This is a genomic window from Haloarcula amylolytica, assembly GCF_049705545.1.
In the GTDB taxonomy this organism is placed as follows: Archaea; Halobacteriota; Halobacteria; order Halobacteriales; family Haloarculaceae; genus Haloarcula; species Haloarcula amylolytica_B.
Genome location: NZ_JBNAMU010000003.1, coordinates 44,903 through 71,005 on the forward strand (window position 1 = coordinate 44,903; position 26,103 = coordinate 71,005).

Consider the following 26,103-nt stretch of genomic DNA (forward strand, 5'->3'; position numbering starts at 1 on the left):
TCATCCGCCCTCAGTGACCATCCGAGCGACGCGTTCACGGTCGAACAACTCCTCCTCACCAAACTCGTCGGGGTAGGCGATCCGGGCGGCCTGCTCCGTCTGGAACAGCGAAATGAGCGGGCCTTGGTAGTTAATCCCGCCCGCATGGACGCGGTCGTTCTCGACTGCTGTGAGGTTCCGTGCAACCGGGTGCTCCCGCATGTGCCCGAGTACAAACTCCCTGAACGACTCTTCGAGAACGAAGTCGTCAGCGAACTGTGTCTCCATGACGATTACCTCCGGGTCAAGCCGCGCAATCGTCTCGTAGTCGATTCGGGTCCCCCACTCGGGAATTCCACTCCCCTCGAGGGCATCATCAACCTCGACGACCTGCCACTGAAGGTCCGAAACGGAATCGCCGATGTACTGCGGGAAGAACGACCGCGGTGGGATGCCCTGTGGCCGCAACAGGAGCAACTCAACCCTGTCGTCGGGCAGGCGCGACTGGATGTCATCCGTGAGCTCTGATTGGATGGCCTTCCACTTCTCGTACCGGGACCGCCGACTGAAGAGGCCCGCGACCTTCCCGAATACCTCCGATAGCGAGTAGTACTGGTAGGTATGCCAGGCGTCGTGTTGCTCGCGAATGTAGTTCCCGAAGAACGGACCGACGTTCGTCGCAATCTCTTCGACATCAGTCTCCGTCCAGCCGAACGTATTCGTCAGCCAGACAGGGTCTATGAGGTGAATGTCAGCGTCGACTGCGTAGAACGGTTCCTTCGGCATCCGGGTGCCTCGCGAGAGGGCCGGATAACTGGTTTTATCCAGTGTTACGCCAGGAAGTTCCTCGTAATAGCCGGTGTAGTAGCGTCGCGGCGAGCCGATTCCTCCGAGCCGGTCGGCCAACCCCAGCGCGACGCCCATGTCGCAGTAGATACCGTCGTTTGCAACCCACCTCCCCGGGGGCTCGTCGAATGTGAGACAGCCCACTGGCTCCATGCACGCCTCGTAGGATGTCGATGTCGTCACTTCGCTTTTCGGCGTTGCTGAGTCAGTCGGTTTGGCTGGGGTATCCACTGTCTCCGTTTCGAGCGACTCCCCCTGGTCACTCCCGTCAGTGAACCCACAACCCGACAGCCCGGCCGCAACGGTGCTACCGAGGACCCCGAGCACCTGTCGACGCGACCGCGTATCTCGGTTCATTGGTGGCTCACCCGCCAATGAATCGGTGTGTTAATCGTTGTCTCATTCTAGAAACAACGAACGGTCTGGCCCGCCATATTTTTGGGGGGTCACTGACGCGAGATTCTGGCGGTGAGAAACCACATTCGCTATACACCTGCCCACTGAGGTCACTAGCTGGGTGACCTCATCTGAGGACAGGGAATGTACTTGCAGTCTCGTACTGTTTCACAGAGAGGCGATCCGATAATCCGAACATAAACATCTCTGCATCATTTGTGGTTCGATGGAAGTGAGAGCGATCATCCAGAATCAGTTACCTTGTAACTTATTATGGTTACGTTCTGAAAGACAAATATGGAGCGAGACGAGGGGGAGAGCCCCGACGAAGTCGGCGGCGACGAGCGGGCGGCGGCCATTGGGGACTTCGACGTTGAAGAATTCCTCGCCACAGTCGGATTCGAGGAAGAATCCAACATCCTCACTCGCCGCCAGGTGGAGGTGCTGGCGCTGCGGGAACGGGGATTCAAGCAGGCGAGCATCGCCGAGCAATTGGGGACCTCGCGAGCGAACGTCTCCGGAATCGAGACCAGCGCCCGTGAGAACGTCGCCAAGGCCCGCGAAACAGTGCGGATTGCGGATCTGCTATCAGCGCCTGTCCGAGTCGAAATTGGTGCCAACAGCGATCTCTACAACGTTCCCTACCAGGTTTTTGACGCGTGCGACGACGCTGGCGTGAAAGTGAACGAGGACGCCCCCGAACTTATCAGGCGTATCAGCGACGCCGCTGATGACGTAATCGAGGGGCGGGAAATATGCGAACGGCTCGTCGTAACCATCACTGGTGACGGGGATGTGTGGGTCCACAGACCCTGAGAGCGACTCGCCGGACGCTCCGAGAAGTTCCTGACTGGACCGCATCCGTGAGTGCAGCCGGTGGTCAGGCACACAAGGGAAGCGCGCAGACTTGCCGTTGTTTCTGTCCATGCGTATTCGGGTACAACAGTTGAATGTCGTGGACGACAATCACCACAGCTCGTAACGACGGACGAACAGGTGGACGACGATGCCGACGACGAACGCAACTCCGAGATTCACGAGGAGTCCAAGGATTCCGATGCCGATCACCAAAGGGTACTCGTCAGCCTTCTCAATGCTGGTTCGCCCCAGTTGGAGCGCAATCAGGGCGAGTATTACACCGAGCATTGCGACGGGATACGCGGTTATGATCCCGACCGCCAGAAGAGCCACGCTAATGTAACCCAAGCCGAGGATAACGTTCGCGCCGACTGTCCGGGCTCCGAAGGCGTACTTCCCCGCGACGCCGCCACTACCGTGACACATTGGGAGGGCACCGAACGGGATTGCGGCCAGGTTCATGAGGCCCATGCTCGTCGAGAGTTCGTCGGCCGAGACATCACGGTCGAAGTAGTCTGCCAAGAGAACCGACGTTGCTAGTGCAGCGTTACCAAGCGTCATCGCTAATTGGGCGACAGCCGCCTCGAGGGCGGGGAGTGTGAGGTTGCCCGGGCCAAATAGCGCCATGCTGTCCGTCGGCGGGAACGACGGCGACGGGAGCCCGGTCGAGAGAACTGCCAGCGCACCACCCAGAAGAAGGACGACGAATCCACTCATGTTCCAGTACCCAAGTACGATCAAGACAGTCGCGACCACGGCCGCCAACGCCGCTAGCTGGAGGTTCGTACTGCTGAGCCTGATACCGGTCTCAACGAGAACGAGTGCGACACCGAACTGGATGCCTCGAACTACTGGGGAACCGATGTACTGGCCGAAGCGCTCCAGTGACCCTGTTGTCCCGATAGCCAGCAGGACCACCGCGAGCAACAAGCCAGCGACGAGTAACTCCCCTGTGGTTATCGAGCCAGCAATGACGAGCGCTGCGACTGCCTTCATCGGCTCGACGGATATTGGAGCCCTGTAATAGAACCCCCAGACGATTTGGAAGACGCCGAACCAGACGAGCATTAGGGCCAGTGAGAGGTCGGTGAGGACGGCGACGGAGACGACAATCGGAAGTACCGTAACTGAATCACCTATCGCGCCGGTGGCCTCCGACCAGGACAACGTAAACGCACGGTCGTCCCTGATCGTTACGGTAATCGCCATTGACCCGGTAAAATGCGGCTATATACAAAATTCCCACGAGAAACTGGCTTCCATTACCTCAGGCAAGAAGTAACTATATTAAGTTACGTCTTCTGTGCCAATTTCCTGTTCTCGTGAGCCGACAACAGATACTTACATCAATGGAGTAACATTCGAACATGGGACTAAGTGCTCGAAACAACCTAACCGGAACCGTACAATCGGTGAACAAAGGCGACGTAGTAGCAGAGGTTGTAGTTGAACTTGGTGATGGACAGGAAGTTACCTCAACAATCACACGAGCCTCCGCTGAGCGGCTAGAACTCGAACAAGGCGACGAAGTCTCGGCAGTTGTCAAAGCCAGCGAAGTGATGATCAGCACCGACTGAAGTACTTCTCTTTTGGACCGGCTGCCGGACACTCGTCGGTGCGTGAGGCTCTGGACCACAGTTGTTCTTCGACTGGTGGCGGTGGTCCTAATCCATCAGTGCCTGCTTCCGATTTTCGCTTTCGCAGTTGTTGTGACCGTCGTACCCTGACTATTGGGCCGATCCTGGCAGAACAACCCACCGCTCCTGACAGATGCTCCCATCGCGAGAGCCAGTACTGGAGCAGACAGACTCACCAGCAACCGACTATCCCAGAACTGGGCTCACAGGAGCAGGTGTGGTACATAGTCTTCCATAGCACTATCGACAAGCTCCTCGAATAGTGGGTTTATACGCCTTGAGAACGGTATTCTAGATATGATTCAACGGGTGTGGGAAACGGTCAAGCAGTACCTTGAGTCGGGTTCAGAGAGCCACGCCGCAGTTGATGCGTGCATAGAGTGTGGAGAACCATCGTTTCCAAGCGCTGGCCGGTGTGCTGATTGTTTAGACAACTAACGATACCGGTCCTGAGAGGCGCTGTTCCTCACTGGTGACAGCAGCCTTTAACGAGTATTGGTAACTATTTGCTCAATTTTATCACCAGTGAGCCCAGTCTGGTAAATACGAAGATCGGCTAATTTCCCGACCATCAGATTATACCAATCCGGATTCTTAGTACCATACCAGCTCCCAACAGTCTCATGCGACCAGTAGTCTGAGACGTTGGGACTGTACCCGGGCATGTTTTCGTCAACGAACCGTTGTTCTCCATCGAGATAGAATCTTACTGACGATTGAGGAGTCACCACATACATAAAGTGATGCCATTCATTTGTCGGGATAGTCATCTCGCCAGTGGTATGATCTTCAGTTGAGTAACTAACACCACCTCTAAGAGACCTGATACTCAGTCGTAGTCGTACTTGATCGTCTACAGGGACACCCTGAACAACATACTCAGCGTCATTTCTGAAGATGTGATGTATCGGCTGGTCATCATCTTGATGTCGCATCCCGGAGGGCTGGTCAAAATACACCCAGCCGCCGATACTTGCTGGTCCACTGTTAGAAGCCATGATGCTCAACTCCTCGTTTGCGCCGCGAGCGATCATCATACCAACTGAACCATCCAACGAAACCGACTCCCGTCCCTGATACGTTCCAAGTTCAGGGGTTCCTCGCTCAATCGAGATGTCGTTGTCACCGGCAACATCACTAAATCCGGACTGGAACGGCCACCGGCCCACCAGTGCTTCCTCTGCGACGGCCCCGGTCGCGGGTTGCCCGGTTTCGTTCGTTTCCGTTTCTGTAGCAGGCTGCTGTCTCGGCTGCGATTGGCGCGCTTGATTTTCTGTTTCAAATGTCGCAAGCGTTGTTGGTGATTCTCCATCAATCATGTAGACTACCCGAATTACCGTACCAGCGACCACTGGTTGCTCCCAGTTGACAACTTCAGGACCAATAGTCGCCGTTGCGCTTGAGGATAGGGCTGTCTCCGCTTGTGCCTGTGTTGAACCAAGCTGGTTCCAAGAGGCCACGGTTCCAGCGGTGCTACGAATCTCGAGTTGCTGTGCTACCAGTGATCCCCCACCTTCATATATAATTCGCAGTCGTTCATCAGACTGCTCGAATCGAAAGTTTGCAGCCTCTAATCCACCAGAGTCTTCACTACCACCGATCATGCGGAGGCACCCACTCAATCCAACTGTTCCAAGCCCCGCTGCGCAGGTGAGTACACGCCGCCGCATCCAACCCTTATAAACCATGCAATACCGTGAATGTCCAGATTACATATAGTTTTATATCGATTATCGGATGTTATAATTAGGCCACGTAATCGACAACGAGCACCCTATCGCTAACGAATGTAGATTATCAATTTATTGTTATTGTAATATTCACAATACATAAGGAGTGTTTCACTGGACGTCTAAGAGAACAGTTGGATACATCATCACGGGAACACAGAACGACATACATTTTGAGGTAGATAATCGTACAGGCGTCATTTAGTCTCGGCGCCGAGTTATCTCTCAAACGTCCATATATTCGCAGAATCAGGCTACGCGCTTGGCACACGTTCGAATGGTATCATAGACGGCCTCAGGCTCGTCAACGTTTTCTAGTCGAAGCGGACCCAGCCCACGGTTCATCGAGATCGTCCCGTACCCCAAAATCGACTGAATGCGGTTCTGATTTAGTTCGTGACTACGAAGTTTATCGAACCGGATTCCCTTCGAGTGGGTCCGGAACAGGAGCTCGTATTCCTGTTCAACTCGACTGTTCGTCACGGTATAGGTTGTCCGAACAAGGATAATAGTCCGGACCAGAAACCGAACAGTCAATACGAGGCCGAGCAGCAAGACAACGAGTGCAGCCGTGTTCGTGATGTCAGGAGACCCAAGCGCTTCTGGGTTAAGTTGGAGGTATCCAACTACACCCAGAGTGAGGAGTAAAACGACAGCCAGTCGAATCAATGTTGGCTTGGTCGTCGGATTGGTTTCGAGAATGACTTTGTTGCGGTCATTCGGCTGGTCTGCGGTGGTCGACTGACTCGATCCATTCGAAGTCTGCTGGTTTTGTTGTGACATGTTAGGCAATGATGTATGCGATGATGGACCCGGTAACATAGACGACCGGTGAAAGGGCGACGGCGACGACGGCAATCGCCGCATTACTCCGCGTTGCCCGGTGGTTGATTCGAGCACCGAGATACAGCGAGAAGAGATAATACAGTAGTGACAGTGTAAGTATCGCCAGTATCCACTGTCCTTCGGCTGAAATAGTGGTGACACCAAGAGAATCTGGTCGACCGCCGGGAAGCTCGACGCCTGCTCCAAGCGCATCAATGATAGCATAGACGAACGCGGCCTGAAGGTTCCTGATGAGCTGGCGTGCGCCACTGACGCCGGCTTGATTAGTCAGATACCAGACCGCGGAGAACGTCGCGACGAGATACGCACTTGTCGTGTACACGACAGTGTGCATACTCTGGACGATCCCCTGCGAATCCCGAACGATGAGGACGCCCACGTGGAACGTCACCAGTGTGATTGCAGTTGCTATCGAGATAAACAGGGAGTTCTGGACGAATGCCGTGAGCAACTGCCAGCTGGCCACCGGATCAATACCGTATGAACCAGCGATTCTAGCGAAGTTCTCCGGAGCAGACTGTGAAGACTGAACACCAATGCCGGCGAGGGTAAGCGGGACCGCGTATGCGGCAAGGTTCACAAAGTAGACTCCCAGGAGTGAACCCAATTGTCGGATCACACCAAGCCGGGAAGCCCCATACGAATCTGTTTGAAATTCTACAAATTTGTGTGGGCGGAAGATGGCATCAAATCCACCACGTAGTATTGCCCCCACACCTCTCACAGGCATATATCCTCCCTATTTTATCAAGGATACTTATTTTTTGCTTTCATAGTACTTTCCGAATAGTCTATTTTTAGTATCGACAATTATATTGTTTGAATATGACTCGCCGGGCTGGGAGATTACCCCTGATCATTACTGTGGCTGTGTCACTCTGGACTGCCGGACTTGTGCTCGGTTACTTGCTCACCCTCGGGTCTACCCGAGAGCTATTTTTCGCCTGTTGGGGGGCTTCAGTTGTTCTGCTGCCCCTTGTAGTGCTCGACAGTCGCCAAGCTGGGACATTCTCGTGGCTGGTCATCGTCGGAGTCCTTGTTCCAGGACTCAATCTAGTTGTAGGAGCAGCATACGCTCTATCGCAGTTCCGGCGTCGGCACGGGAAGGCGAACACTCATCACGGCTTGCTCTTCTTTTCTGGTGTCTGCAGTTCCACACTCGCTGTTGTCATTGCCCCGTACGTACTCGGCCCAATTGCTCTCATCTGTGGCTACGTGGTTCGGCGACAATACAGCACGCGGGAAGGGGCGCTTATGCTGACAGCCGGAAGCGTCACCATGCTGTTCGGATTGGCACTGAACGCGGTCGTGTTCCTGTTCATACGCCCCGGTCCAATTTTCTGAGAATCGTGAATGTTTGAGTGGGTTACTGTTGATGTCGGAATGGCTGACCTCTGACAGCTCATACACGTTGTAATAGCAATATATATCAGGTATATTACCCGTTTGAAAACCATTTTATTATAGATATTCTTGGCATGATTATGCTGCGCTATCGGCCGCGATTATTGCTCTTCGTTGTCATTAGAAGCGTGTTCGAACCGTTGATACAAGCCACCATACTATCCCTGGCTCGCTTGAGAATAAGATCGGATTTTGAGTCGTTTTCATCGAGAACTACACATTGGCAACAGGCTTCAAAACGGCTGCTCCGGTTGACTATCTCTGAGTTACACCTATCAAATGTCACTCAGTTGTTCTGGTGTCGCTCATGACCGGGTCAAATCTGTCAAAATATAGTCGACGGACGCTACTGGCGACACTTGGTAGCGGACTTCTCACTGGGTGTCTGAGAACGGGGACTGAGACACCCTCGACAGCGACTCCAACCGAGGCGCAGTCGAACTCAGAGATCTCGACAACCGAAGTGACGACATCACCAGCAGTAACAAGTACGCCTGAACCACCAGTGTCACTAGCCCGGGAATGGAACGCATTTTTCAATCCGATAGGAAGCGCTGTCGTAGACAACAACGCGGTCTATTCCGGGTCCCGTGAGGGTGTGCGGGCGCTTTCTGTAACCGATGGTACAGAGCGCTGGCGGACGAAGCAAGACCGCATCTCACTGCTTGGAACAGTTGACAGCGATACACTCTACTATACGTCGTTTTTAGAGCCTGGGCTGTACAAGGCGAGCACTGAAACCGGAGAAATCGCCGGGACAGCGGATATCGGTCCTGCCGGCGGGCCACCTGCCGTTACGGACGATTATGTCGTGGTTGGAACCGACCACAACTCAAATGATGGCACAACAAACAAAGTCATCGGATTATCGAAACGTGATTTCAGTCAGGTTTGGTCGGTTTCCGAAACGGACAGATCGTACACGGGCGGTATTGCATTTAATGGGCAGGCTATCGTCGGATTCGGTACTGGAGATCAGAATCGAATCGAAGCCCGGAATCCGGCCACGGGAACTGTTACTTGGACCGTTGACGGCTATGTGACCGCACCGCTCCAGCAGTACGACGAGAGCCTGTACGCACCAGTTGCTAGTGGGGCTGGCGTAGAGCTGGTGAAAATCGGCCCTGACGGCTCGGTGGCCTGGCGGCATGTACTCGAGGAACAGAACGACTCCATGTATGTCTACACTGCGGCACCAACCTTCTCTCGCAATCGTGCGTATTTTGCGTCCTACTCACAGGTACACGCAGTCGACCTTGATACAGGTGATACGGTATGGCAGACGACCACCGACCGACCAATGAAATCATCGCCAGCTATCGTCGGCGATTATGTATGGGTTACGCCGACCGAATTGCCCGACGAAGAGCGCAATCGAGAGTTGTACGGGTTCGATATTGAAACAGGAGAAAAGCAGGTCCAAACTCGCTTCGCTGCGTCAACACACGACGCCCTCGCGTTAGGAAACACGCTGGCGATCGTAATGGAAAACCAGGTCGTGGCGTTCTCACTGGAGACAAACACATGAAACGACGGGAGTTACTCACAGTACTGGCAGCGTCCGGAACCGGTGGTTGCCTGAGTTTCCAAGACGCTGATGAGTCTGAAACGGCGACACAGGCAGGGTCAGCCACGACGGCTGATTCTCAAGGCACACAAAGAACGACCAACACACCGTCGGACTATGCGTCGACAGCCGCATCGGTTGAGACAGTGCAAACGCTTTCGATGGATATTAGCGCACTATCGGCTGCTGGAACATCGTATCTGGTCGCCACGCTCGACGAGATTCAACTCCGAGATTTTGGCTCGGCGACCCCTTCAGCTACGCTTGAAGCACCGGTCAACAGTTCGGTCGTCGAATTGACCGATTCGGACTGCTACGTCGGCAGCCAGGCAGCCGACGACACCGTCTCGACGATTTACCGGTTCGACGTGGAGAATAGAGAGCGACAGGCAGAGACCGAGATTCAGGGAAATATATCGAGACTCACCACGGTCGGAGACCTGCTCGTGTGCAGCACAGTTGAAGAGTCAACTGAGTATGAAGAATACGCGAATCGGATCATTGTATTAGATCCAAGAAGTCTCAATCAAAAATGGACGAATACGGTCGGAAACAGCGCGTTCCCAAGCGGAGTAAGCCGATTAAATAATACACTCCATATTGGTTTTGAGAACTTTTTCGCCGGCTTTGCGGTGACAGATGGAACTATCCAGTACCGAGCACCGCTGAACGTCGGATACCCAGTGACTTACCAAGGCGATCTGATCGCCGATGTGGATCAGAAATTGCGTCGCCTCAACCCAGAGACATTAGAGTACGAGTGGAGTGTCGGAAGCGAAGTCGCTGGACGACCAGTGATCGTGGGAAAAAACGTCGTCGTCCCGACAACAGATGGCCTCCTTTGTGCTAATATCAAAGACGGGCAACAGCGCTGGTCACGTACATTGGAGAATGATAGTGGCTTTACCCCGGAGCTGCTGGTGTACCAAGGCGGCCTCCTGTGGTATGGTACTGCTGTTGAGGAACTGTACGGCCTTGTCCCGACATCAGGCGAAACAGCGTTTTCAATGTCGGCTGATCTCACGTTCATCGCTGCGACGACCTCTGGAGTCGTCATCAACTCAGGATACAAAACACTTGAACTCCAAGCAGTGAGGTAGTGTGCTATCTAGTTCCGCTACGATTACGAACCCAAAGTTGTCGTGCGACCAGTGACCCGACACTCTCATAGACAATACTCAATCGCTCACCATTGTGTTCGAATCGAAACGACGCTTCTTTTAGCTCGTTCGATTCAGCTCCACCACCAATCATTCGGCGGCACCCACTCAATCCGAGTATACCCGACCCTACCGCACCAGTAAGGAATGTGCATCTCGTTCCACTTCTTTCACTGATACGGCGTATTAATAGCCGTATTCTATATATAGTTAGCATCTTTAGTGGTGTAGCTATGATTGCCTACATTTTACACTTATAATATAACCAAATACTTAATAACTATTAGTAATTTGCACGTAGTATATGTCAGGTCTATCTCGCCGTGACTTGCTTAAAATCGGTGGGGCTGTTGGTATCGGACACACCTCAGGCTGTCTTCGACTACAAGGCGGCACCGGTGGCGAAGAAACGGAGACGCCGAGCCCAAGCGCCGACTCCAACACAGAGTCACAACCTGTTGATGGAAACGCCGTTGGCACTTCAGCCGCAAGCAGCGGTTCCCACGAAATAAACAAGTTCTATTTAGACCATTTCGACGACGGAAATCTTCGGGATTCGGAAACCCTGCATGCAAGAGCGAACGGGGATCGAGTAGAAATCAACGGCACATGGGAAGGTAATACTTCCATTATGTCTCATCAGGCCTGTGCAAGGTATTCATTTGAGGTTCTAGAGGACGGGTCAGTCATCGCGTCAAGTGGAGAAAAACTCCTCATTTATGGCTATCAGTACGTCTTTGCACAGTCCACGGAGGCGGCATTTATTACCCATCATCCATCAATTTCGGCTGATTGGGAACGGACACTCAGACTGTCGTATCCAAGTGGCGAATCCAAAGTCACCCCGGAGGTACGACCTGACGAAGGTGTGTTTGAATTTAATTTCGCTGACTCGGGTGTGGAACCTGGCCGCTATGACTGGATATTAGAGATTACGCCCCCCAATAGTTACACTATCGAGATCGGGACATTTTTCGACCAGCTCATACAGGTCAAACCCCCTGAAGATAGTCCGTTCCCCAGTAGCTCTGAGGCGATGCAGGATGCAGGGGCAGTCTCGAATTCACATGCAACGCCGGTCCAGTCATCGCAAAAAACCTCAAGTGACGGTCTGAGAATACAAGATAGTGGACACGGTGGCGGAACAAGCGGTGACACCACAGGTCGTTTCCTCACCAGAGATGTCGGTATCGAATGTTCTGCAGGGTGTACGTTCGGGGCAGGAGCGAATCGTAAGTTCCGTATCAACAATCTAACTTCTGGGACATCACTCACATTCACACCGAGATGAGGGTCACGGGGTAGGTGCCGTGAGTTCATCGATAACAGTACTAAATGTATTCGCTCTGACCCCTGCAGACACTTATTCTCGACGCCGATCGAATTTTGAACTGGAGGAACACTGTCGTACACTCTTTCTATCCCCTGTCGATGTCCGATGACACGCAAGGTCTCGGTTGCTGCCCGAACTGCGACGAGCGCATCGCGACCCCGTGGATTCTGGTTGAATCCGAGCGCGATGATGCCCCAGAAGGCAGCTGGGCGGAGTGTTCAACGTGTGGAGACGTCGTTGCACCAGAGTAAGCCAGAGAGGCAAAACAGAGCCCTCTTCTATATATACCCGTTTCACTTTCTGATTTACATCTCTCACAAAGGTATGTGAACCGCCTCGGAGTCAAACCCCGAGGCACTCGGCCTGCCCAGCCTGTAGATTCATCATGAGTACCGATGGCCTCGAAATTCCACCAGAGGAGCTATCGCTTGAAGAATTAATGCAAGCCTCGAATCCAGCAAGACTTTCATTCAGCAGGTCCGGGAGAGTGAGACGCTTCGGCAACGCGTCCGCCACCTCATTGTAAAGCGGGCTATTGTGGAACACAGAGAAGTCTACGATCGCCTCGCCGAAGTCTGATGGGTTTCAGCGATTAGTGCCAAATGCCGTACTCAGCTTCTCTCGCATGAACTCTCGCCGGAGTTCTCGCTTTCGCTCGTCGGTCAGATAGTCCTCGAAGACCACTTTCGCGCTCGCACTGCCCTGTTCATCGGCGATATCTTGGACGTGTTTCAGCAAGTCCTCCGTGGTCTGTGAGTAGGCGTCGTACCAGAAGCGCCGACCCATGTGTGGCTTCCGGGCGACGCCGTCGATCTCCTCGGGAACCCCGGCCGTATCGGCGAGGTCGTGGAACCAACCCGCGATTGTCGTCCCGTCGACGTGACCGGTTTTCGAGCGCTCCGAGGGGAACAGATAGCCATCAACGCGGGAGATGTGCCGGCGGGCCACGTCCTCGCCGAAGACGATGGCGACGGTGCCTGGCCCGTTCTTTCGCTCGTCGAACTGGATATACGGGTCGTCGGCATCGAAATGGAGCTGGTCCTGGTGCAGCGCCGCGACCTCGCCGGCCCGGAGGCCCCACCCGGCGAGTGCGACGACGAGCATCCGGTCGCGGCTGGTGATGGCGGCGTCGAACATTGCCCGGACGTGCTCGGGATCGAGGGCGACCGGATCCGTGTCCGAGGAGCGAGTCCACGAGAACCAATCCTCCGCGCCGTTGGTGGGGTTAACAGTCGCCACACGGCGCTCAACGAGCCACCCATACCACGTTCGGATTGCATCGTGGACGCGCGCGATGGTCGACTCAGCGAACTCTCCGGACATGTAGGCGAAGGTCTCCCGGCAGCGGTCGACGGCTTCGGTCTCGGTGATGTCGCTGTCAGCGTCGACGGGCGAGAGGAGATCGTCGGTGCCGTGGCGTTCTCGATAGGAGCGGGCGTAGCGAGCGAGCCGATACCGGATAGTCTTCCGGGTGCTGTCCGTCCAGTCGTCTGCGGCCGATTGCTTCGCGTCAAGATACTCCTGAAAGGACTCACGAGTGCCGTCGTGTTCGATATCCCAGTCGTAGCCGCTGGACTCGGTGTCGTACTCGAGTGTGTTCTCCCAGAACTCGGCGAACGTCGTGTCGTGGTACTCTTTCAGCGCGTACGTAAGCCCGCGAAAGCCGTTCTTCGAGAGCCACTCGTAGGATGGGCGGTCGGTTTCAGGGTCGTAGCCGTCGCGGCGAAGCGCCGGGACGACGACGGCCCCGTAGGCGTCGGCGAGCTGGGCCTCGGTGAGTAGCGTCCAGGGCACGTCGTCGGCGGAGTGCCACGGCTTCGTCCGCTCAATCCCGGGGGAGGCGTCGTGCTTTCCGGGTTCCGAATCTGAATCAGCCGATTTCGGCATACTGAGGCAAACACATTGAAACCTGATAATTCTGTTGCCACAGCAGACCCACGCCAGACTTATCGCTCTACGGCTGCACGGCAAATATTGCTTTAAAGTGTATATCGCTGTATGAAATGATCGCATATTATCTGAGGCTATAAGAGGCTTAGCGGGACTGTAATGCGTGTTTTCGGGCGATTCGTCGAAAGACAATGCGGTAAATCGCCAGTAGTGCTATATGTTCGATAACGAAGTCACATACATACTCAGAACCCACCTCGCGCTCTGAACCGATTCGATAACTGTACGAAGATTCGAGGGTTGGACGCGAACGACTTACTAAGGCTGTCTCAACCCTCTATTTGCAATGGCAAAACGCAACGACCGACACGTCAAAGCTAGCGGTTCTAAACCGAGGGACAGCTAACCATGCGCGTTCCCGTCCCGAAAAACAAACTCGTCGCCTTCACGCTCGTAGGTGCGCTCCTTACAGCTGGTGTCGCCGGGGCCCTTACTCTGCCCGGTGGCGGCCTCGCGCAGGCTGGCGACCAAACTGACTCACCCGATTCGACGGCGTCGGACGCATCGCAACAGGTCGCTGCGGATGCGCCGACGCCGAATCAGGACTTCACGCCAGCAGTCCAGACCCAGTCCAGCTACGAAGACAAGGAACACGAGGAGTACGAAGAAAACGACGACCACGAAGAGGAGGAGGAATACGAAGAGGAACACGACGAACACGAAGAGGACGAGTGACCGAGATGACGGGATCGCTCGCATCGGTGTGCGAACGGTTCGGTGACACCCACCGCGCGTTCAGCTGTTGTGACACGACGTTTCGGATTCAGGCGACAGGCATTCGGGCCGAGACTGCGGCAACCGCGGCCCAAGAAACGGCTGAATCACTCGAAGCACAGCTGAACGCCTTCGATGAGGTGAGTGCCGTCAGCCAACTCAACCGTGAAGGGGAAATCGCGAACGAACACATCGCGCGTATCGTCCGGCGTGGGCTCGAATACAACGACCGGACCGACGGGGTGTTCGATATTTATCAAGGCCGCCTCGAACACGAACTCAAAACATTCCTGCGTGGTGACAGCGAAACACCACCAGACGGATTCGATACCGGGACTGTCCGGACCAGCGGGTCCCACGTCACTACCGACATCAAACTCGATCTCAATGGCCTCGCCAAAGGGTACATCGTTGACCGGCCAAGCGAGGCACTCGGCGGTGTTGGTCGACGTGGGTTCGTTAGTGGTGGCGGGGATATGTCTCCACCGACAGGCCCGGTTGCCATCGAGAGTCCGTACGGCGACGACACACCGCTGAAGATTCTAGACACGGACTGGTACGTCGCAACGTCCGGCGGCTACCGACGATCGCGAAACGGGACTGACCACGTCTACGATCCAACCACTGAATCCCTCGGCTCTCGTCATGAATTGGTCACTGTCGTGGCACGCCGAGACTGTATGGAAGCCGACGCCCTGGCGACGACCCTCGCGGCACTCCCACTTGCCAAGGCACGCGAATTAGCATCGGAATGGGTGGGTATAGAGGCGCTCATCATCCACGATGGCGTCTTTCATACGACAGATGGCTTTGAGACACATGTCCTGGACACATAAGCAACGAATCACCGTCGTGGCGATGGTCGTATTAGTGGTGGTTGTCCCTGCTCTTTGGCAGATTGGAGACGTGCGTGCCGCCCAAGCGACCGAACAAAAACAAAGCGACCTCGTCGATCAGACCGTTTCGACGCGACAGGCCCCAGCCGATTACGATGGAGATGGCATCAATGACTCCGCTGACAAGTGTCCGACACGACCGGAAACAAAAAATGGGTTCCAGGACACGGACGGCTGTCCCGATGTCGTCGAAACGACAGGGGCATCGTAATGTCACAACTCGTCTGGCTCCTCGACCGAGGTGCCGCACTCGTGACGTACCCGGCGTTGTATCTGGCAGTTCTCACGGGAATCCTTTACAACACGGATTCGTTTGGAATGCTCCACGAGGCCGCTCAACGAATCCATATCGAATTATCCGTGTTCGCGATAATCGTTACGTTGCTACACGCGGGACTTGGTGTCCTTGATGCGTGGTTCGTCGTCACCGGACAGGTTCCAGCGCCGGCATACTCGATTCCGTACTTTCTCGGCGCCATCGCCGTAGGTGCAGGGGCACTGCTTATGCTTGTCGTCGCGGTGCTTGGCTTTACTGACGCAAAACGCTTCCAGCGCCCTTGGGGCCCACGCGTCGTCCACTCGTTCGCGTATGCTGGGTTCGCCTTCGGGACAATTCACGCGGCCGCAATCGGGACTGATCTGACGGGACTCATCCGTCCTCTGCTGGGACCCTCAGTGGCGTTTCTCGTGTACGTGCTGCTGTTGCGTCTGTTAGTTCTTCGAGGGATTCCGTCAAACTCGACCCCGAGTTAGTAGCTGTCCCAGAGCCCCAGAATCCGGTCGACGACTTTGTCAGTGAACGAGCGCTGGTGAACCGTATAGAGGTATCTGACTTGGTCAGGATCGCTGACCTCGTAGACCACACTTCGGCCGTCGCGTTCTTTCGTGACGAGGTCAGCCTCGGCGAGCTTCGACAGATGCCACGAGACGGTCGATTGCGCCTTGTCGAGGCGTTCGCTCAGTTCAGTCGTCGAAAGCGGGCTGTCAGTGAGAAGATGTGCGAGGATGCGGCGACTGTATTCCCGGCGTAGCGCGTTCATCACTATTCGATCGGCTTCGTCGAACTCGGCAGCCGGATAGTACCGCGTGTACTTGCCGTCGTCCGAGACGTCGATCAGGTCCTCATCGGCGAGCCACCTGAGCTGGTACTGGAGTGTCCCTTGTGCGTACTCAAGATCGTCGAGGAGTGCGCGAAAGTGAACGCCTGGTGTGTCGGCTATCCGCTGGTAGATTTCCCGCCGAGAGGCCAATTCGAGATCCGGGTCCGACATTGCTCAGTCCCGCGTCAAGGCGACGAAAAACGCCAGGAGGCCACCGAGGATCAGGATGGCACTCCCATGTTCGAGTAATTCCAGCGTCGCGTACGGGAAGTACGGGAGCAGCGGGTACTCGAGAAACACGATAAGTCCGTAGACGGCGAACATCGCGTACCCGAGCGTAACGATCCACATACGACGATCACGTTCCCGCCGCCATGCGAGGAAGCTGAGTACACTCAGGCCTGCCGCGAGGACGAAGATACCCAGACTAACGTATTGTTCGAGGAGTTGAGCGAGTGGCATACGTTGTATCTGTATACACAACCGGAGCGACGTGCTCGGCGATCGATACAACTCAATCGAAGGGTAGCGGGGAAAACGATTGGCGTTCAACCGTCGAATCCAATCTTATGCATGGAGACGACCAGTCTCAACTACGGCGTATTCACCAGTCAATTCGACCTGTACCAGTAAATCGACTGCTCGCCAAATCGAGTACAACAGACACACGAATGCGAAGTAGAAGAATCGGAGGTCAAAATCCTTTGATGTCGTGGCGGCCATGAATCGCTTAATCGACCTGTAGCCACTCTCGATCTCCCAGCGATACCCATACTCGGTAAGATAGGCGCTGCTGGTGTTTGTCATGAATACCGAGTATTGCCGGTGGTCGTCGTGCTCAGAGTCTTCTTGCCGACGGTAGATCAGCGTCGTCTCGTGCCACTCGTTCTTCCCAAGATGGAGTTTCCTACCAGTCTCGTATCGGTCTTGACCCCGCTGGAGCAATCGCATAACCTGAGCTTTCTCACTCGTCTAGATCTGTTTCGGCACGACTTAGGAGAGCCCGCGCTGACTCAATATCTCCAGGATTGCTGGCTATCGAATTCCCGATCCATCAGCACATTCACGATCCAGGAATTTCAGCGGGATTCTTAGGGAGTCACCCTCAACAAAACGTATACCGTCGCCGAGGGACAGTCCCTCCAAGAGACGATGCAACAAGGATGGACCGTGACGAGGTTGACCTCAGTAGATTTTCCGATCAGCCGGAGGAAAACCCAGACATCACACCGGTCAGCTAGGATACTATCGATAGTGAGGAGGTGTTGGTGTATGAAATTTTTCAGAGCAGCTCATATAAGCCGGTTACATACTACATCCTCGCGGGATTCGGATATCCGCAACGTATTGAAGCCGGGTCAATGGGGTTTCACTCATTGGGTTCGGTCAAGTCAATTCAGAAACCCAAAGGGAACTGCCAGCCAATGCCCAGTGGCGGCATGACGGCTGGCAGGGGGCCTTAATCGGTCGGCTGGACGTGAGTTTGAGAGGCTATTCGGAGAGCAGACAGTCCTCGACATACCGCTGAAACTCGGCTCTCACGTCATCGATAGTTTCCTCATCACTGGTCATCCGTTCCGCCTGAATCCCGACTAAAACTGTATGGAACAGCGCGGCTGTCTGTGATGGGTCTTCGACATCAAATGCGCCTGTATCAACACCGGCTTGGATGACACGCGCGATTTGTTTTCGAATGAAATCATCACTCCTTCGAAAGAGACGGCTGTAATCGTCGTCATGCGCTGCTTGCGCTCGCAGTTCAATTACGGCCTGCGAAAACTCGATATCACTGTTGCTGCTGGTGCCAAATATTTCATCGACGATTATCTCGATATACTCCTCAGGGGACTGGTTGGGAAGTGGGACCTGATTTTCGACCTGCTCCAGCATATAATCCAGAAGATCTACCAACAGCTCGTCCTTATTATCGTAATGATGATATATGAGCGACTGACTCTTCCCGAATTCGTCACCTATCTTTGAGATAGTCAGATCCGCGTACCCGTATTGACGTAATGCATAGAATGTAGCTTCAAGAATCTCCTCGCGGGTTCCATCTGGGTTCTGGAAAAAGGATATCTCGTTAGTCATCTTTAGGTCGACCGTTTCCTGCTTGTCTGGTATGGTTCAAATGGCTCACGGTTTCACTACTCTCTCTGTAGAGCACAAGACCAATCTGGGTTGTATTTTCTATCATTGAACTGGATAGCGGGTACAGTTGCAGATAACTATACTTTTGAATAAACATTCAATAAACTTAAGCGTATTGTCGTCCGCTGTCTCAGCGGAGCACACTAGATTGTCCTCTGGTTCGCTCTATTCATAGATACATTCCTCTGCTGCCTCGAACCCCCTAATGTCCCATAAGACCTGTAGAAACTGTGTTGAAGGCGATAGATAGCGAGGTAGTGGTGGCTTTGACTGGGTACCTGTTTTCGTCTGGCCCCGAAAGATACGAAAGCAATATATGTGATTGAACGTTTAGTCAATATCAGGAAATGGCTACTCACAAACGAAGAATTCCGAGACGGAGTGTCGCTAGAAACGAGACGCGGTTTGAACGAAACCTCAAGTAACATGGCCTCTACAAAGTATAAACTGCTACTTCTGGCTGTAGTCGGGATTACCGTCACCAGCGGAACGGCAACCGCTGCGGTCCTTGGAAGCCCCGATATCGGGGCAACGCTTGAAGACGACACTGTCGCTCCGGGTGAACAAAAGACCATAGAAATTTCACTGGTCAACAGCGGGGAACTCGATAGCGGCTCCGCCCGAAATCCGGCGTTGAACAATGAGGTAACCACGGCAAAGGGCCTTACTGTGTCACTCGGATCTGGTGACGCGCCTATCTCGGTCAAGAACTCGAAACGAAGCCTCGGCACGCTACAAGCGGGGCCGAAGGCGACAGTGCCGTTCGATATCAGCGTGGATGAAGACGCCAGTTCCGGAACGTATGAGGCACAACTGAGGCTCAATTACAAGCATACAAGCTACATTTCTGAGGGAACAGGGGCACGAGACGAAGACAAAATAACTCGAACTGTCGATATCGAGATTGACGTCACCGATGATGCCACGTTTAATGTGACCGACATTGATTCGAATGCACGCGTCGGCTCTACGGGCACGGTGGCAGTTAGCGTCGAAAATACGGGGGATAGCTCCGCACGGAACGCTGCGGTAACGCTGGAATCACAGAATCAGGACCTCACAGTGAGCGGCGGCGCTGCCACTTCACGATTCGTTGATAAGTGGGATCCGGGAGAAGTCCGGACGTTCAACTACCGTGTGAGTTCTGCCGAAGCTGCGGAGCCGGAGCCGTACGGATTTGAGCTCTCGGTCGCATTTGATAACGAAGAGGGTCTCCGAACACAATCTGTAGCACAATCCGTCGCAGTCGCACCTGACCCAGAACAGAGGTTCTCGGTTGTCAATTCAAGTAGTTCTGTCGCGGTCAGTAACACAGGCACGTATGAGGTGCAACTCCGCAACACGGGCCCGTTGACTGTTGACGACGCATCTGTCACGTTTGTTTCACAGAACGCCGACATAACGTTTGGAAAGAGTTCGTCCACAACCGCCTACGTGGGGGCATGGGAACCGGGAGAAGTCCGGACTGTCCGCGTCGACACAACGGCGAGCCCCGATGCCGAGGACCGAAGCTACGCGCTGTCGGCCAACGTGCAGTATGACGATCAAGAAGGCGATACCAGCACATACGACGATGTGCCGTTAAGCTTCAGCCCCGCACCTGAGCAGAATTTCGGCGTGTCCAACATCGAAGCGTCGCTTCAGGCCGGGGAAGACGGATCGCTGAGTGCAACCCTCACAAACACTGGAACTCGTGACGTCGAGAACGTCGTCGTCGCATGGGAAAGTCAGCAGTCGACACTGTCGCCAAAAGAGTCACAGTACGCTGTTGGAGATCTCGATGCGGGCGAATCAGCTAACTTCAGCTTTGGCGTTGATGTATCCAACAGTGCAGAGGCAGGTGCTCGGCAGTTTGACTTCGGCGTGAGCTACCGCGATGATAACGGCGACAGGGTTGAAGCAGACACGCTTGAGGTCCGTTCAGAGGTGGCTGGTAGTCAGGACGAATTTGACATCGAAATACAGAATTCGACGCTTGGTGTGGGGCAAGACCGGTCAATCACGTTTACGATAACCAACACAAAGGACAAGACGCTGACAAGCATCGAGGGGAAGGCGTTCGTCAATGATCCGCTCAGCAGCAGTGACGACGAAACGTTCATCGCTGAACTGGCACCCGGAGAGTCAGAAACGGTCTCCGTCCAGCTTTCGGCGGGGAGCGACGCGCTGGATAAGACCTATCCGCTCAACCTGGACTTCCAGTACGAGACGCCTGATGGAGAAAAACGGGTTTCTGACACCTACAGTCTCCCGATAGATGTCACGGACCAGTCCGGAAACGGGGGGACACCACTGTGGCTGATCGGTGGCATTGGACTCCTTGCAGTCGTTGGCGGCGTCGTCTGGTACAGCCGTCAGTGACCGTCCGAGGCTAACATCTATGTCACAATGCTAGATTATCAGAAATACATCGACGTACTGGACGATTGGATTGTCAACCGTGACAAGACAGTCATCGCTGTGTTCATTGTCACAACGCTGATTCTGTCAGCGGGTTTCGGCATGACTGCGACCGACTCAGGGACATCACAGTTCACTGACGGCGTTCCCGCACAGGAAGCGTTCGACGAGGTCAACGACAACTTCGAGCGCGAACCGTTCGGTGAGGGGACTGGCTCTACAACGCTTATTCAAAAGGACCAGAACGTCCTGTCGAAGCCGGCTATCCTCAACATGCTGAAAGCACAGAACCGGCTTACGCAGCGTGAATCTCAGGACGTTGTCGGGACGACAAGCGTCGCACAGGCAGTCGCCCAGACGCTGGACCCGAACGCAGACACACTCCCAGAGCAGATCGATACCGTAGAAGCAGCCTCACAGACAGAGATTAAGTCCGCCACCCGAACCACACTTGAGCGCCAGCCAGCAGTTGCAGGGCTACTCAGCAACGATCTAAACCGAGAGGAGCCGTCGGCATCTGCAACACTGACGACTGTCACACACGAGGTTTCAGGTGTCTCAAGCAGTGCTGGGACAGAGGGGTCATCACCACTGACGCCCATTCAACAGGAAGCGGAGTTCATTGTCAGCTCGGTTGACGGTGATATCTCTGTCTTCGGCAGTGGACTCATCTCTGCGGAGTTGAGCAGTGTCATCTCCGACTCGTTGGGACTCGTCGTCCCAGCAGCCGTTGTCCTGATACTGTTCTTCCTCATTATCGCATACCGGGACCCGTTTGATTTGTTAATTGGCCTCGTCTCCCTTGCGATGGCGATTATCTGGACCTTCGGATTCATGGGATGGGCCGGTATCCCCTTCACGCAGATGTTGATCACAGTCCCGCCGTTGCTTCTTGCTATCGGGATCGACTTCGGGATTCACGCTGTGAACCGATACCGCGAAGAACGGATCGAGGACATCGAACCAACACCCGCGATGCGGACCGCAACCGATCAGTTGCTCCCAGCGTTCTTTATTGTGACAGGAACGACAGTGCTTGGATTCGCCGCAAACGGGACCAGCCAGCTCGGCCCGATCCGCGACCTCGGGTTCGTGGCCAGCGTCGGAATCATATTCACGTTCCTCATCTTCGGTATCTTCCTCCCGTCGTTCAAGCACTTCATGGACCGGCAGCGTGTGCGATACGACCTCCCGGAATTCAGTATCGCTCCGATCGGTTCTGAGGACTCCGCAGTCGGAAAGTCGCTCACTGTCGGTGTCACGATCGCCCGTCGAGCCCCGTACGTATTCTTTGCCCTCGTACTGGTGTCTACGGCAGCCATGGGGGCGTATGGAACTGGGATTGATACCCGGTTCACCACTGAAGACTTCCTCCCACCGGAGGAGAACCCCGGATACGTTGAGGTTCTGCCGGAAGCTGTGGCTCCGAGCGAGTACACCGTCACGAAACAGATAAATTACCTTGAAGACACCTTCGAGAGCGGTGAGAGTGACACAGTAACGATATACGTTGAAGGGTCGCTACAGGACGGAACAGCGCTAGAGGAGATCCACCGGGCGAATCAGGATCCACCCGACTCCTTTGTTACAGCTGGCGGGAGTGCAGATACGACAAGCATCCTTACCGTGATTAATCGGTACGAGCGTGCTTCGCCGGAGTTCCGTCAACTCGTCGCACAGAACGACCAGAACGGTAACGGCGTGCCTGACCAGAATCTCCCGACCATCTACAACGCGCTGTATGATTCGCCGTACGGCGACCGCGCGGAATCGTACATGACTGACGATTACGCGCGAACGCGTATCGTCTACTCCGTCGAGTCTGATGCGAGTCAACAAGAAGTGACGGACGATACGAGAGCCGTTGCGGACGAATTCCGGATGGAGGCGACCGCAACTGGCAGTGTTGTGGTATTAAAAGCCGTCTCAGATGTAATCGCAGAATCGGCGTACATCAGCCTGGCTCTCGCCATTCTCGCGTCTGCAGCGTTCCTGCTCTTCGCCTACTGGCTACTTGAACGTCGTCCCGGATTGGGGGTTGCGAATCTCGTGCCGATACTGCTCACTATTGCCGCCTTGGCAACGACAATGCGGTATCTGGATATTCCCTTCAACGTCCTCACCGGAACGACATTATCGATCGGAATCGGGCTTGGTATCGATTACTCCGCACACCTCGTGCATCGGTTCTCCGAGGAGTACCGCGGCGACACCGGGTTGCTGGAAGCACTCGACATTAGCGTCCGTGGAACAGGTGGCGCACTGGCGGGCAGCATGGTCACCACAACGTCCGGTACCGGAGTGCTTATCCTCGCGGTTGTTCCGATCCTTGGCCAGTTTGGATTGCTGATCGCTCTCAGCGTCCTTTATTCGTTCATCGCGTCCATACTGGTCCTCCCGACATCGATTGTCATCTGGGACAATAGTCGGGACACGATCGAAACACTGCTTCCGTCGCGCTCAACATGGAGTCCGAACTAATGGGCTTCCTTCTGCCCATACTCGTGGCCTGTTACGACCAAATCGGATGGTCCAGTTCTGGCCCGAAAGGTGTGCGGTTCGGGGAGACCGGGCTGCGGTGGTACCGTAGCCACCAACGAGGGAGGGACTGTCCAAGTGACTGATAATAGTGACACACTGGGTGCCACCGAGAAAGAAATCATGTATGCAACGCACCAAGCACTAGTTAAGAGTGGCTACGCTAAACTCTCGATATCGCTCATCTCGGACGAACTCGACAAAGCTAAATCGACGATATATCACTACTACGATTCAAAAGACGCTCTACTAATTGAGTTTCTCAAGTTTTCTATCGATCGATTCGAATCGACAATCAATACGACCATCGGCGACCATCCGAAAGAAGATCTTGACCACATCATAACGACACTCTTACCGAGCCAGCTAAAAAAGGAGAAACGCCAGCTTCACTGCGTATTAGTCACGATTTCTCCGCAAGCGCTGGAACAGGAGGCGTTCCGCGAGCAGTTCACCGAAATCGACAACCGACTCGCAACAATCATCGAAAAGACCGTCCGCCGTGGTGTCCGCACAAATGTGTTTCGGGATGTTGACCCGGTGCAAGAGGCCGAGCACATTCTGGCGGTGATCAAAGGGACTATGTACACTCGTCTTACAACCAATCGTGAAACCGCAGCAGTACGAGCAAGGGATTCTCTGTTCTCCCATATTGACTCGCATTTGATGGCCTAACCTCTCTCAATACCGTATTCCGAAGAACATCCTATACGAAACCATCAATACAGAGATGTTTGACAGGTACGCTTCCAATGAAACGTGGCACAGCTCAAAAACACCGGAGTACTCACTCAACCAGGTCTGATAATGGCGTTCACAACTTCACAGGCAGGCGGAGCAATCGGCCACCTACAACTGTAAAAATACCCCACTCGTACAAAATATTATATTCTCTTGCCGTCATTTGCGCCCATGGCGGCGATTGAGGTATCGGGGCTGAGCAAACACTACGGCGACGTTCGGGCCAACGATGACCTGACGTTCACCGTTCAAGAGGGCGAGATTTTCGGCTACCTCGGGCCGAACGGCGCGGGAAAGACGACGACGATTCGCAGTTTGCTCGGCTTCCAGTCGCCGACCGAGGGAACCGCGACGGTGCTCGGCCACGACGTTCGCGACGAAGACGAACTCCTCGAAGCGAAGGCTGAAATCGGGTATCTGCCAGGCGATCCAGGTCTTGACGAACAGGTCACGGGCCGCGAGTACCTTGACTACCAATCGTCGCTCAAAGGCGGCGAGCGGCGTGAGGAGTTGCTAGAGCTGTTCGACCCGCCACTCAACCGGAAGATCCGGGAGTACTCCCGGGGCAACAAACAGATGGTCGGTATCGTTCAGGCGTTCATGCACGACCCGGAACTGGTCATTATGGACGAACCGACTTCCGGGCTGGACCCGCTGAAACAGGAGGCTTTCAACGAGTTCATCCGGGGAGAGCGATCGAAGGGCAAGACGGTGTTCTTTTCCTCACACGTCCTCGGCGAGGTCCGACGAGTCTGTGACCGGGTCGGAATCATCCGCGAGGGAAAACTCGTGACCCTCGAGGAGATTGATGCATTGCTCCGGCGCGGCGGGAAGCGTGTCCGGGTCCACACGCGGTCCGATGCCGACCTCACCAGGCTAAGCGGTGAGGGTATCCTCGACCGAGAGACGTTCGATGACGGCGTCCAGTTCACGTTCACTGGCGATTACAACACCCTCGTGTCGGTGCTTGCTGACTACGACATCGTCGATCTCGAAATCGAGGAACCACCGCTCGAAGATGTGTTCATGCACTTCTATGGAGCGGACTGATGTTCGAAGTGACCCGTTACGAGGGCCGCCGACGGATGCGAGGGACGGCCGTCCTCACCGTTCTGCTCGCGGTCTACGCGCTGCTCATCGTCTTCCTGTATCCGTCCATCGCCGAGTCGAGCGTCGACTTCGACGAGTACGTCGAGAGCCTCCCGCCGGCATTCCAGGAGGGATTCGTCGGGTCAGCGAACTTCTCGACCGTCGAGGGGTTCCTCTCGATCGAGATGTACCAGTTCCTCTGGCTCCTGTTGCTCGGGCTGTACGTCGCGTACAGCGGGGGTGCGCTCGTTGCGGGGGATGTCGAGACCGGGCAACTAGACATGCTGCTCGCGACGCCGATCTCGCGCTCGCGGGTCGTGGTCGAGAAGTACCTCTCATTGCTGGTCCCCGTCCTCGGCGTCAACCTAGTGACGCCGTTCGTGGTCTATGTCGGTCTCCTCGCTATCGACGAGACAATCGACCCAGTGTCGCTGTTCGCGCTTCACCTGCTTTCGATCCCGTATTTGCTGATGTGTGCCGGTGTCGGCCTGCTGCTGTCTGTCCGCCTGGACCGCGCCGACATCGCCCAGCGGGGCGGGATCGGTGCGGTGTTCGGCCTGTTCTTGTTGGATACGGTAAGCACCGACACCGACTTCGAATGGCTCGGGGCCCTCAGCCCGACGCGGTACTTCAGTCCTGTAGACATCCTCAGCGAGGGGACCTACGACGTGGCCGGCGCGCTGCTTCTGCTCGCGGGAGCCATCGCCTGCGTCGGCGTGAGTGTCGTCCTGTTCCAACGGCGGGACATCTGATGGCGTGACCGATGCC

The 26,103-nt window shown here is 54.9% G+C and carries 23 protein-coding genes and 1 pseudogene; 14 read left to right on the forward strand and 10 right to left on the reverse strand.

The genetic code is table 11. The features are described from left to right. On the reverse strand, positions 1-1,182 hold the full coding sequence (locus ACOZ4H_RS19445) for an ABC transporter substrate-binding protein (RefSeq protein WP_424330921.1): 1,182 nt from the start codon (positions 1,180-1,182) through the stop codon (positions 1-3). 336 nt (positions 1,183-1,518) lie between these two features. Here ACOZ4H_RS19445 and ACOZ4H_RS19450 point away from each other — a divergent pair, with 336 nt between their 5' ends. Beyond that, entirely contained in the window at positions 1,519-2,037 is a 519-nt protein-coding gene (locus ACOZ4H_RS19450) for a Tfx family DNA-binding protein (RefSeq protein ID WP_424330922.1), read from the forward strand. Positions 2,038-2,187: 150 nt separating this feature from the next. Here ACOZ4H_RS19450 and ACOZ4H_RS19455 read toward each other — a convergent pair whose 3' ends face one another. Next, on the reverse strand, positions 2,188-3,288 hold the full coding sequence (locus ACOZ4H_RS19455; RefSeq protein ID WP_424330923.1) for a putative sulfate/molybdate transporter: 1,101 nt from the start codon (positions 3,286-3,288) through the stop codon (positions 2,188-2,190). Between the two features lie 158 nt (positions 3,289-3,446). On the opposite strand from ACOZ4H_RS19455, the gene ACOZ4H_RS19460 reads away from it, so the two are divergent. Further along, positions 3,447-3,656, forward strand: coding sequence for a TOBE domain-containing protein (locus ACOZ4H_RS19460; RefSeq protein WP_424330924.1), 210 nt, complete (start codon positions 3,447-3,449; stop codon positions 3,654-3,656). A gap of 545 nt (positions 3,657-4,201) precedes the next feature. Here the strand turns inward: ACOZ4H_RS19460 and ACOZ4H_RS19465 are convergent. The 3 genes from ACOZ4H_RS19465 to ACOZ4H_RS19475 form a co-directional block, all read right to left on the reverse strand. After that, positions 4,202-5,404, reverse strand: a complete 1,203-nt coding sequence (locus ACOZ4H_RS19465) for a LamG-like jellyroll fold domain-containing protein (protein WP_424330925.1) — start codon at positions 5,402-5,404, stop codon at positions 4,202-4,204. Positions 5,405-5,695: 291 nt separating this feature from the next. Further along, the gene (locus ACOZ4H_RS19470; protein ID WP_424330926.1) at positions 5,696-6,313 is read right to left on the reverse strand and encodes a PH domain-containing protein; all 618 of its coding nucleotides are present in this window, start codon (positions 6,311-6,313) and stop codon (positions 5,696-5,698) included. After that, the gene (locus ACOZ4H_RS19475; protein ID WP_424331049.1) at positions 6,231-7,022 is read right to left on the reverse strand and encodes a hypothetical protein; all 792 of its coding nucleotides are present in this window, start codon (positions 7,020-7,022) and stop codon (positions 6,231-6,233) included. Before ACOZ4H_RS19475 ends, ACOZ4H_RS19470 begins: the two co-directional genes overlap by 83 nt. A gap of 1,137 nt (positions 7,023-8,159) precedes the next feature. Here ACOZ4H_RS19475 and ACOZ4H_RS19480 point away from each other — a divergent pair. From ACOZ4H_RS19480 to ACOZ4H_RS19490, 3 genes are all read left to right on the forward strand, one after another. After that, the gene (locus ACOZ4H_RS19480; RefSeq protein ID WP_424330927.1) at positions 8,160-9,224 is read left to right on the forward strand and encodes a PQQ-binding-like beta-propeller repeat protein; all 1,065 of its coding nucleotides are present in this window, start codon (positions 8,160-8,162) and stop codon (positions 9,222-9,224) included. Then, positions 9,221-10,363 (forward strand): PQQ-binding-like beta-propeller repeat protein, encoded by a 1,143-nt coding sequence (locus ACOZ4H_RS19485; protein ID WP_424330928.1) that lies wholly within the window; start codon positions 9,221-9,223, stop codon positions 10,361-10,363. Before ACOZ4H_RS19480 ends, ACOZ4H_RS19485 begins: the two co-directional genes overlap by 4 nt. 364 nt (positions 10,364-10,727) lie before the next feature. Beyond that, positions 10,728-11,714, forward strand: coding sequence for a hypothetical protein (locus ACOZ4H_RS19490; RefSeq protein WP_424330929.1), 987 nt, complete (start codon positions 10,728-10,730; stop codon positions 11,712-11,714). 627 nt (positions 11,715-12,341) lie between these two features. Here ACOZ4H_RS19490 and ACOZ4H_RS19495 read toward each other — a convergent pair. Beyond that, a complete protein-coding gene (locus ACOZ4H_RS19495) occupies positions 12,342-13,643 on the reverse strand; it encodes a tyrosine-type recombinase/integrase (protein WP_424330930.1) in 1,302 nt (433 codons plus the stop codon). 411 nt (positions 13,644-14,054) lie between these two features. On the opposite strand from ACOZ4H_RS19495, the gene ACOZ4H_RS19500 reads away from it, so the two are divergent. From ACOZ4H_RS19500 to ACOZ4H_RS19515, 4 genes are read left to right on the forward strand one after another with little or no spacing between them, the layout of a single operon-like run. Further along, positions 14,055-14,381, forward strand: a complete 327-nt coding sequence (locus tag ACOZ4H_RS19500) for a hypothetical protein (protein ID WP_004966868.1) — start codon at positions 14,055-14,057, stop codon at positions 14,379-14,381. Between the two features lie 5 nt (positions 14,382-14,386). Further along, positions 14,387-15,256: an FAD:protein FMN transferase gene (locus ACOZ4H_RS19505; protein ID WP_424330931.1), complete on the forward strand. Its 870-nt coding sequence runs from the start codon at positions 14,387-14,389 to the stop codon at positions 15,254-15,256. Continuing rightward, entirely contained in the window at positions 15,240-15,527 is a 288-nt protein-coding gene (locus ACOZ4H_RS19510; RefSeq protein ID WP_424330932.1) for a thrombospondin type 3 repeat-containing protein, read from the forward strand. Before ACOZ4H_RS19505 ends, ACOZ4H_RS19510 begins: the two co-directional genes overlap by 17 nt. Continuing rightward, a complete protein-coding gene (locus ACOZ4H_RS19515) occupies positions 15,527-16,069 on the forward strand; it encodes a hypothetical protein (protein WP_424330933.1) in 543 nt (180 codons plus the stop codon). The genes ACOZ4H_RS19510 and ACOZ4H_RS19515 overlap by 1 nt, the downstream gene beginning before the upstream one ends. On the opposite strand, the gene ACOZ4H_RS19520 is transcribed toward ACOZ4H_RS19515, so the two are convergent. The 4 genes and pseudogenes from ACOZ4H_RS19520 to ACOZ4H_RS19535 form a co-directional block, all read right to left on the reverse strand. Further along, a complete protein-coding gene (locus ACOZ4H_RS19520) occupies positions 16,066-16,587 on the reverse strand; it encodes a winged helix-turn-helix transcriptional regulator (protein WP_424330934.1) in 522 nt (173 codons plus the stop codon). The two genes, ACOZ4H_RS19515 and ACOZ4H_RS19520, sit on opposite strands and share 4 nt — an antisense overlap. Positions 16,588-16,590: 3 nt before the next feature. Further along, positions 16,591-16,767 carry a hypothetical protein gene (locus ACOZ4H_RS19525; RefSeq protein ID WP_236044526.1) on the reverse strand — a complete coding sequence of 59 codons (177 nt, stop codon included), beginning with the start codon at positions 16,765-16,767 and terminating at the stop codon, positions 16,591-16,593. A 249-nt stretch (positions 16,768-17,016) separates the two neighbouring features. Next, positions 17,017-17,480 (reverse strand): annotated as a pseudogene (locus ACOZ4H_RS19530) (transposase); the annotation flags it as partial. Positions 17,481-17,907: 427 nt separating this feature from the next. Beyond that, positions 17,908-18,507, reverse strand: a complete 600-nt coding sequence (locus tag ACOZ4H_RS19535; RefSeq protein WP_424330935.1) for a TetR/AcrR family transcriptional regulator — start codon at positions 18,505-18,507, stop codon at positions 17,908-17,910. A 486-nt stretch (positions 18,508-18,993) separates the two neighbouring features. On the opposite strand from ACOZ4H_RS19535, the gene ACOZ4H_RS19540 reads away from it, so the two are divergent. The 5 genes from ACOZ4H_RS19540 (at position 18,994) to ACOZ4H_RS19560 (ending at position 26,087) form a co-directional block, all read left to right on the forward strand. Continuing rightward, positions 18,994-20,928 carry a sialidase gene (locus ACOZ4H_RS19540; RefSeq protein ID WP_424330936.1) on the forward strand — a complete coding sequence of 645 codons (1,935 nt, stop codon included), beginning with the start codon at positions 18,994-18,996 and terminating at the stop codon, positions 20,926-20,928. Between the two features lie 27 nt (positions 20,929-20,955). Continuing rightward, entirely contained in the window at positions 20,956-23,448 is a 2,493-nt protein-coding gene (locus tag ACOZ4H_RS19545; protein ID WP_424330937.1) for an efflux RND transporter permease subunit, read from the forward strand. A gap of 135 nt (positions 23,449-23,583) precedes the next feature. After that, positions 23,584-24,180: a TetR/AcrR family transcriptional regulator gene (locus tag ACOZ4H_RS19550; RefSeq protein ID WP_424330938.1), complete on the forward strand. Its 597-nt coding sequence runs from the start codon at positions 23,584-23,586 to the stop codon at positions 24,178-24,180. Between the two features lie 237 nt (positions 24,181-24,417). Beyond that, positions 24,418-25,296, forward strand: coding sequence for an ATP-binding cassette domain-containing protein (locus ACOZ4H_RS19555; RefSeq protein WP_424330939.1), 879 nt, complete (start codon positions 24,418-24,420; stop codon positions 25,294-25,296). Next, positions 25,296-26,087: an ABC transporter permease gene (locus ACOZ4H_RS19560; protein WP_367176730.1), complete on the forward strand. Its 792-nt coding sequence runs from the start codon at positions 25,296-25,298 to the stop codon at positions 26,085-26,087. Before ACOZ4H_RS19555 ends, ACOZ4H_RS19560 begins: the two co-directional genes overlap by 1 nt. Positions 26,088-26,103 lie beyond the last annotated feature (16 nt).

Excerpts from the sequence above, each read along its gene's own strand:
- ACOZ4H_RS19560 (WP_367176730.1), top strand. The coding sequence starts at position 25,296 with ATGTTCGAAGTGACCCGTTACGAGGGCCGCCGACGGATGCGAGGGACG.
- ACOZ4H_RS19545 (WP_424330937.1), top strand. The coding sequence starts at position 20,956 with ATGCTAGATTATCAGAAATACATCGACGTACTGGACGATTGGATTGTC.
- ACOZ4H_RS19470 (WP_424330926.1), bottom strand. The coding sequence starts at position 6,313 with ATGCGGCGATTGCCGTCGTCGCCGTCGCCCTTTCACCGGTCGTCTATG.
- ACOZ4H_RS19485 (WP_424330928.1), top strand. The coding sequence starts at position 9,221 with ATGAAACGACGGGAGTTACTCACAGTACTGGCAGCGTCCGGAACCGGT.
- ACOZ4H_RS19475 (WP_424331049.1), bottom strand. The coding sequence starts at position 7,022 with ATGCCTGTGAGAGGTGTGGGGGCAATACTACGTGGTGGATTTGATGCC.
- ACOZ4H_RS19495 (WP_424330930.1), bottom strand. The coding sequence starts at position 13,643 with ATGCCGAAATCGGCTGATTCAGATTCGGAACCCGGAAAGCACGACGCC.
- ACOZ4H_RS19535 (WP_424330935.1), bottom strand. The coding sequence starts at position 18,507 with ATGACTAACGAGATATCCTTTTTCCAGAACCCAGATGGAACCCGCGAG.
- ACOZ4H_RS19540 (WP_424330936.1), top strand. The coding sequence starts at position 18,994 with ATGGCCTCTACAAAGTATAAACTGCTACTTCTGGCTGTAGTCGGGATT.
- ACOZ4H_RS19515 (WP_424330933.1), top strand. The coding sequence starts at position 15,527 with ATGTCACAACTCGTCTGGCTCCTCGACCGAGGTGCCGCACTCGTGACG.
- ACOZ4H_RS19490 (WP_424330929.1), top strand. The coding sequence starts at position 10,728 with ATGTCAGGTCTATCTCGCCGTGACTTGCTTAAAATCGGTGGGGCTGTT.
- ACOZ4H_RS19465 (WP_424330925.1), bottom strand. The coding sequence starts at position 5,404 with ATGGTTTATAAGGGTTGGATGCGGCGGCGTGTACTCACCTGCGCAGCG.
- ACOZ4H_RS19520 (WP_424330934.1), bottom strand. The coding sequence starts at position 16,587 with ATGTCGGACCCGGATCTCGAATTGGCCTCTCGGCGGGAAATCTACCAG.
- ACOZ4H_RS19460 (WP_424330924.1), top strand. The coding sequence starts at position 3,447 with ATGGGACTAAGTGCTCGAAACAACCTAACCGGAACCGTACAATCGGTG.
- ACOZ4H_RS19445 (WP_424330921.1), bottom strand. The coding sequence starts at position 1,182 with ATGAACCGAGATACGCGGTCGCGTCGACAGGTGCTCGGGGTCCTCGGT.
- ACOZ4H_RS19450 (WP_424330922.1), top strand. The coding sequence starts at position 1,519 with ATGGAGCGAGACGAGGGGGAGAGCCCCGACGAAGTCGGCGGCGACGAG.
- ACOZ4H_RS19525 (WP_236044526.1), bottom strand. The coding sequence starts at position 16,767 with ATGTGGATCGTTACGCTCGGGTACGCGATGTTCGCCGTCTACGGACTT.
- ACOZ4H_RS19505 (WP_424330931.1), top strand. The coding sequence starts at position 14,387 with ATGACGGGATCGCTCGCATCGGTGTGCGAACGGTTCGGTGACACCCAC.
- ACOZ4H_RS19500 (WP_004966868.1), top strand. The coding sequence starts at position 14,055 with ATGCGCGTTCCCGTCCCGAAAAACAAACTCGTCGCCTTCACGCTCGTA.
- ACOZ4H_RS19510 (WP_424330932.1), top strand. The coding sequence starts at position 15,240 with ATGTCCTGGACACATAAGCAACGAATCACCGTCGTGGCGATGGTCGTA.
- ACOZ4H_RS19455 (WP_424330923.1), bottom strand. The coding sequence starts at position 3,288 with ATGGCGATTACCGTAACGATCAGGGACGACCGTGCGTTTACGTTGTCC.
- ACOZ4H_RS19555 (WP_424330939.1), top strand. The coding sequence starts at position 24,418 with ATGGCGGCGATTGAGGTATCGGGGCTGAGCAAACACTACGGCGACGTT.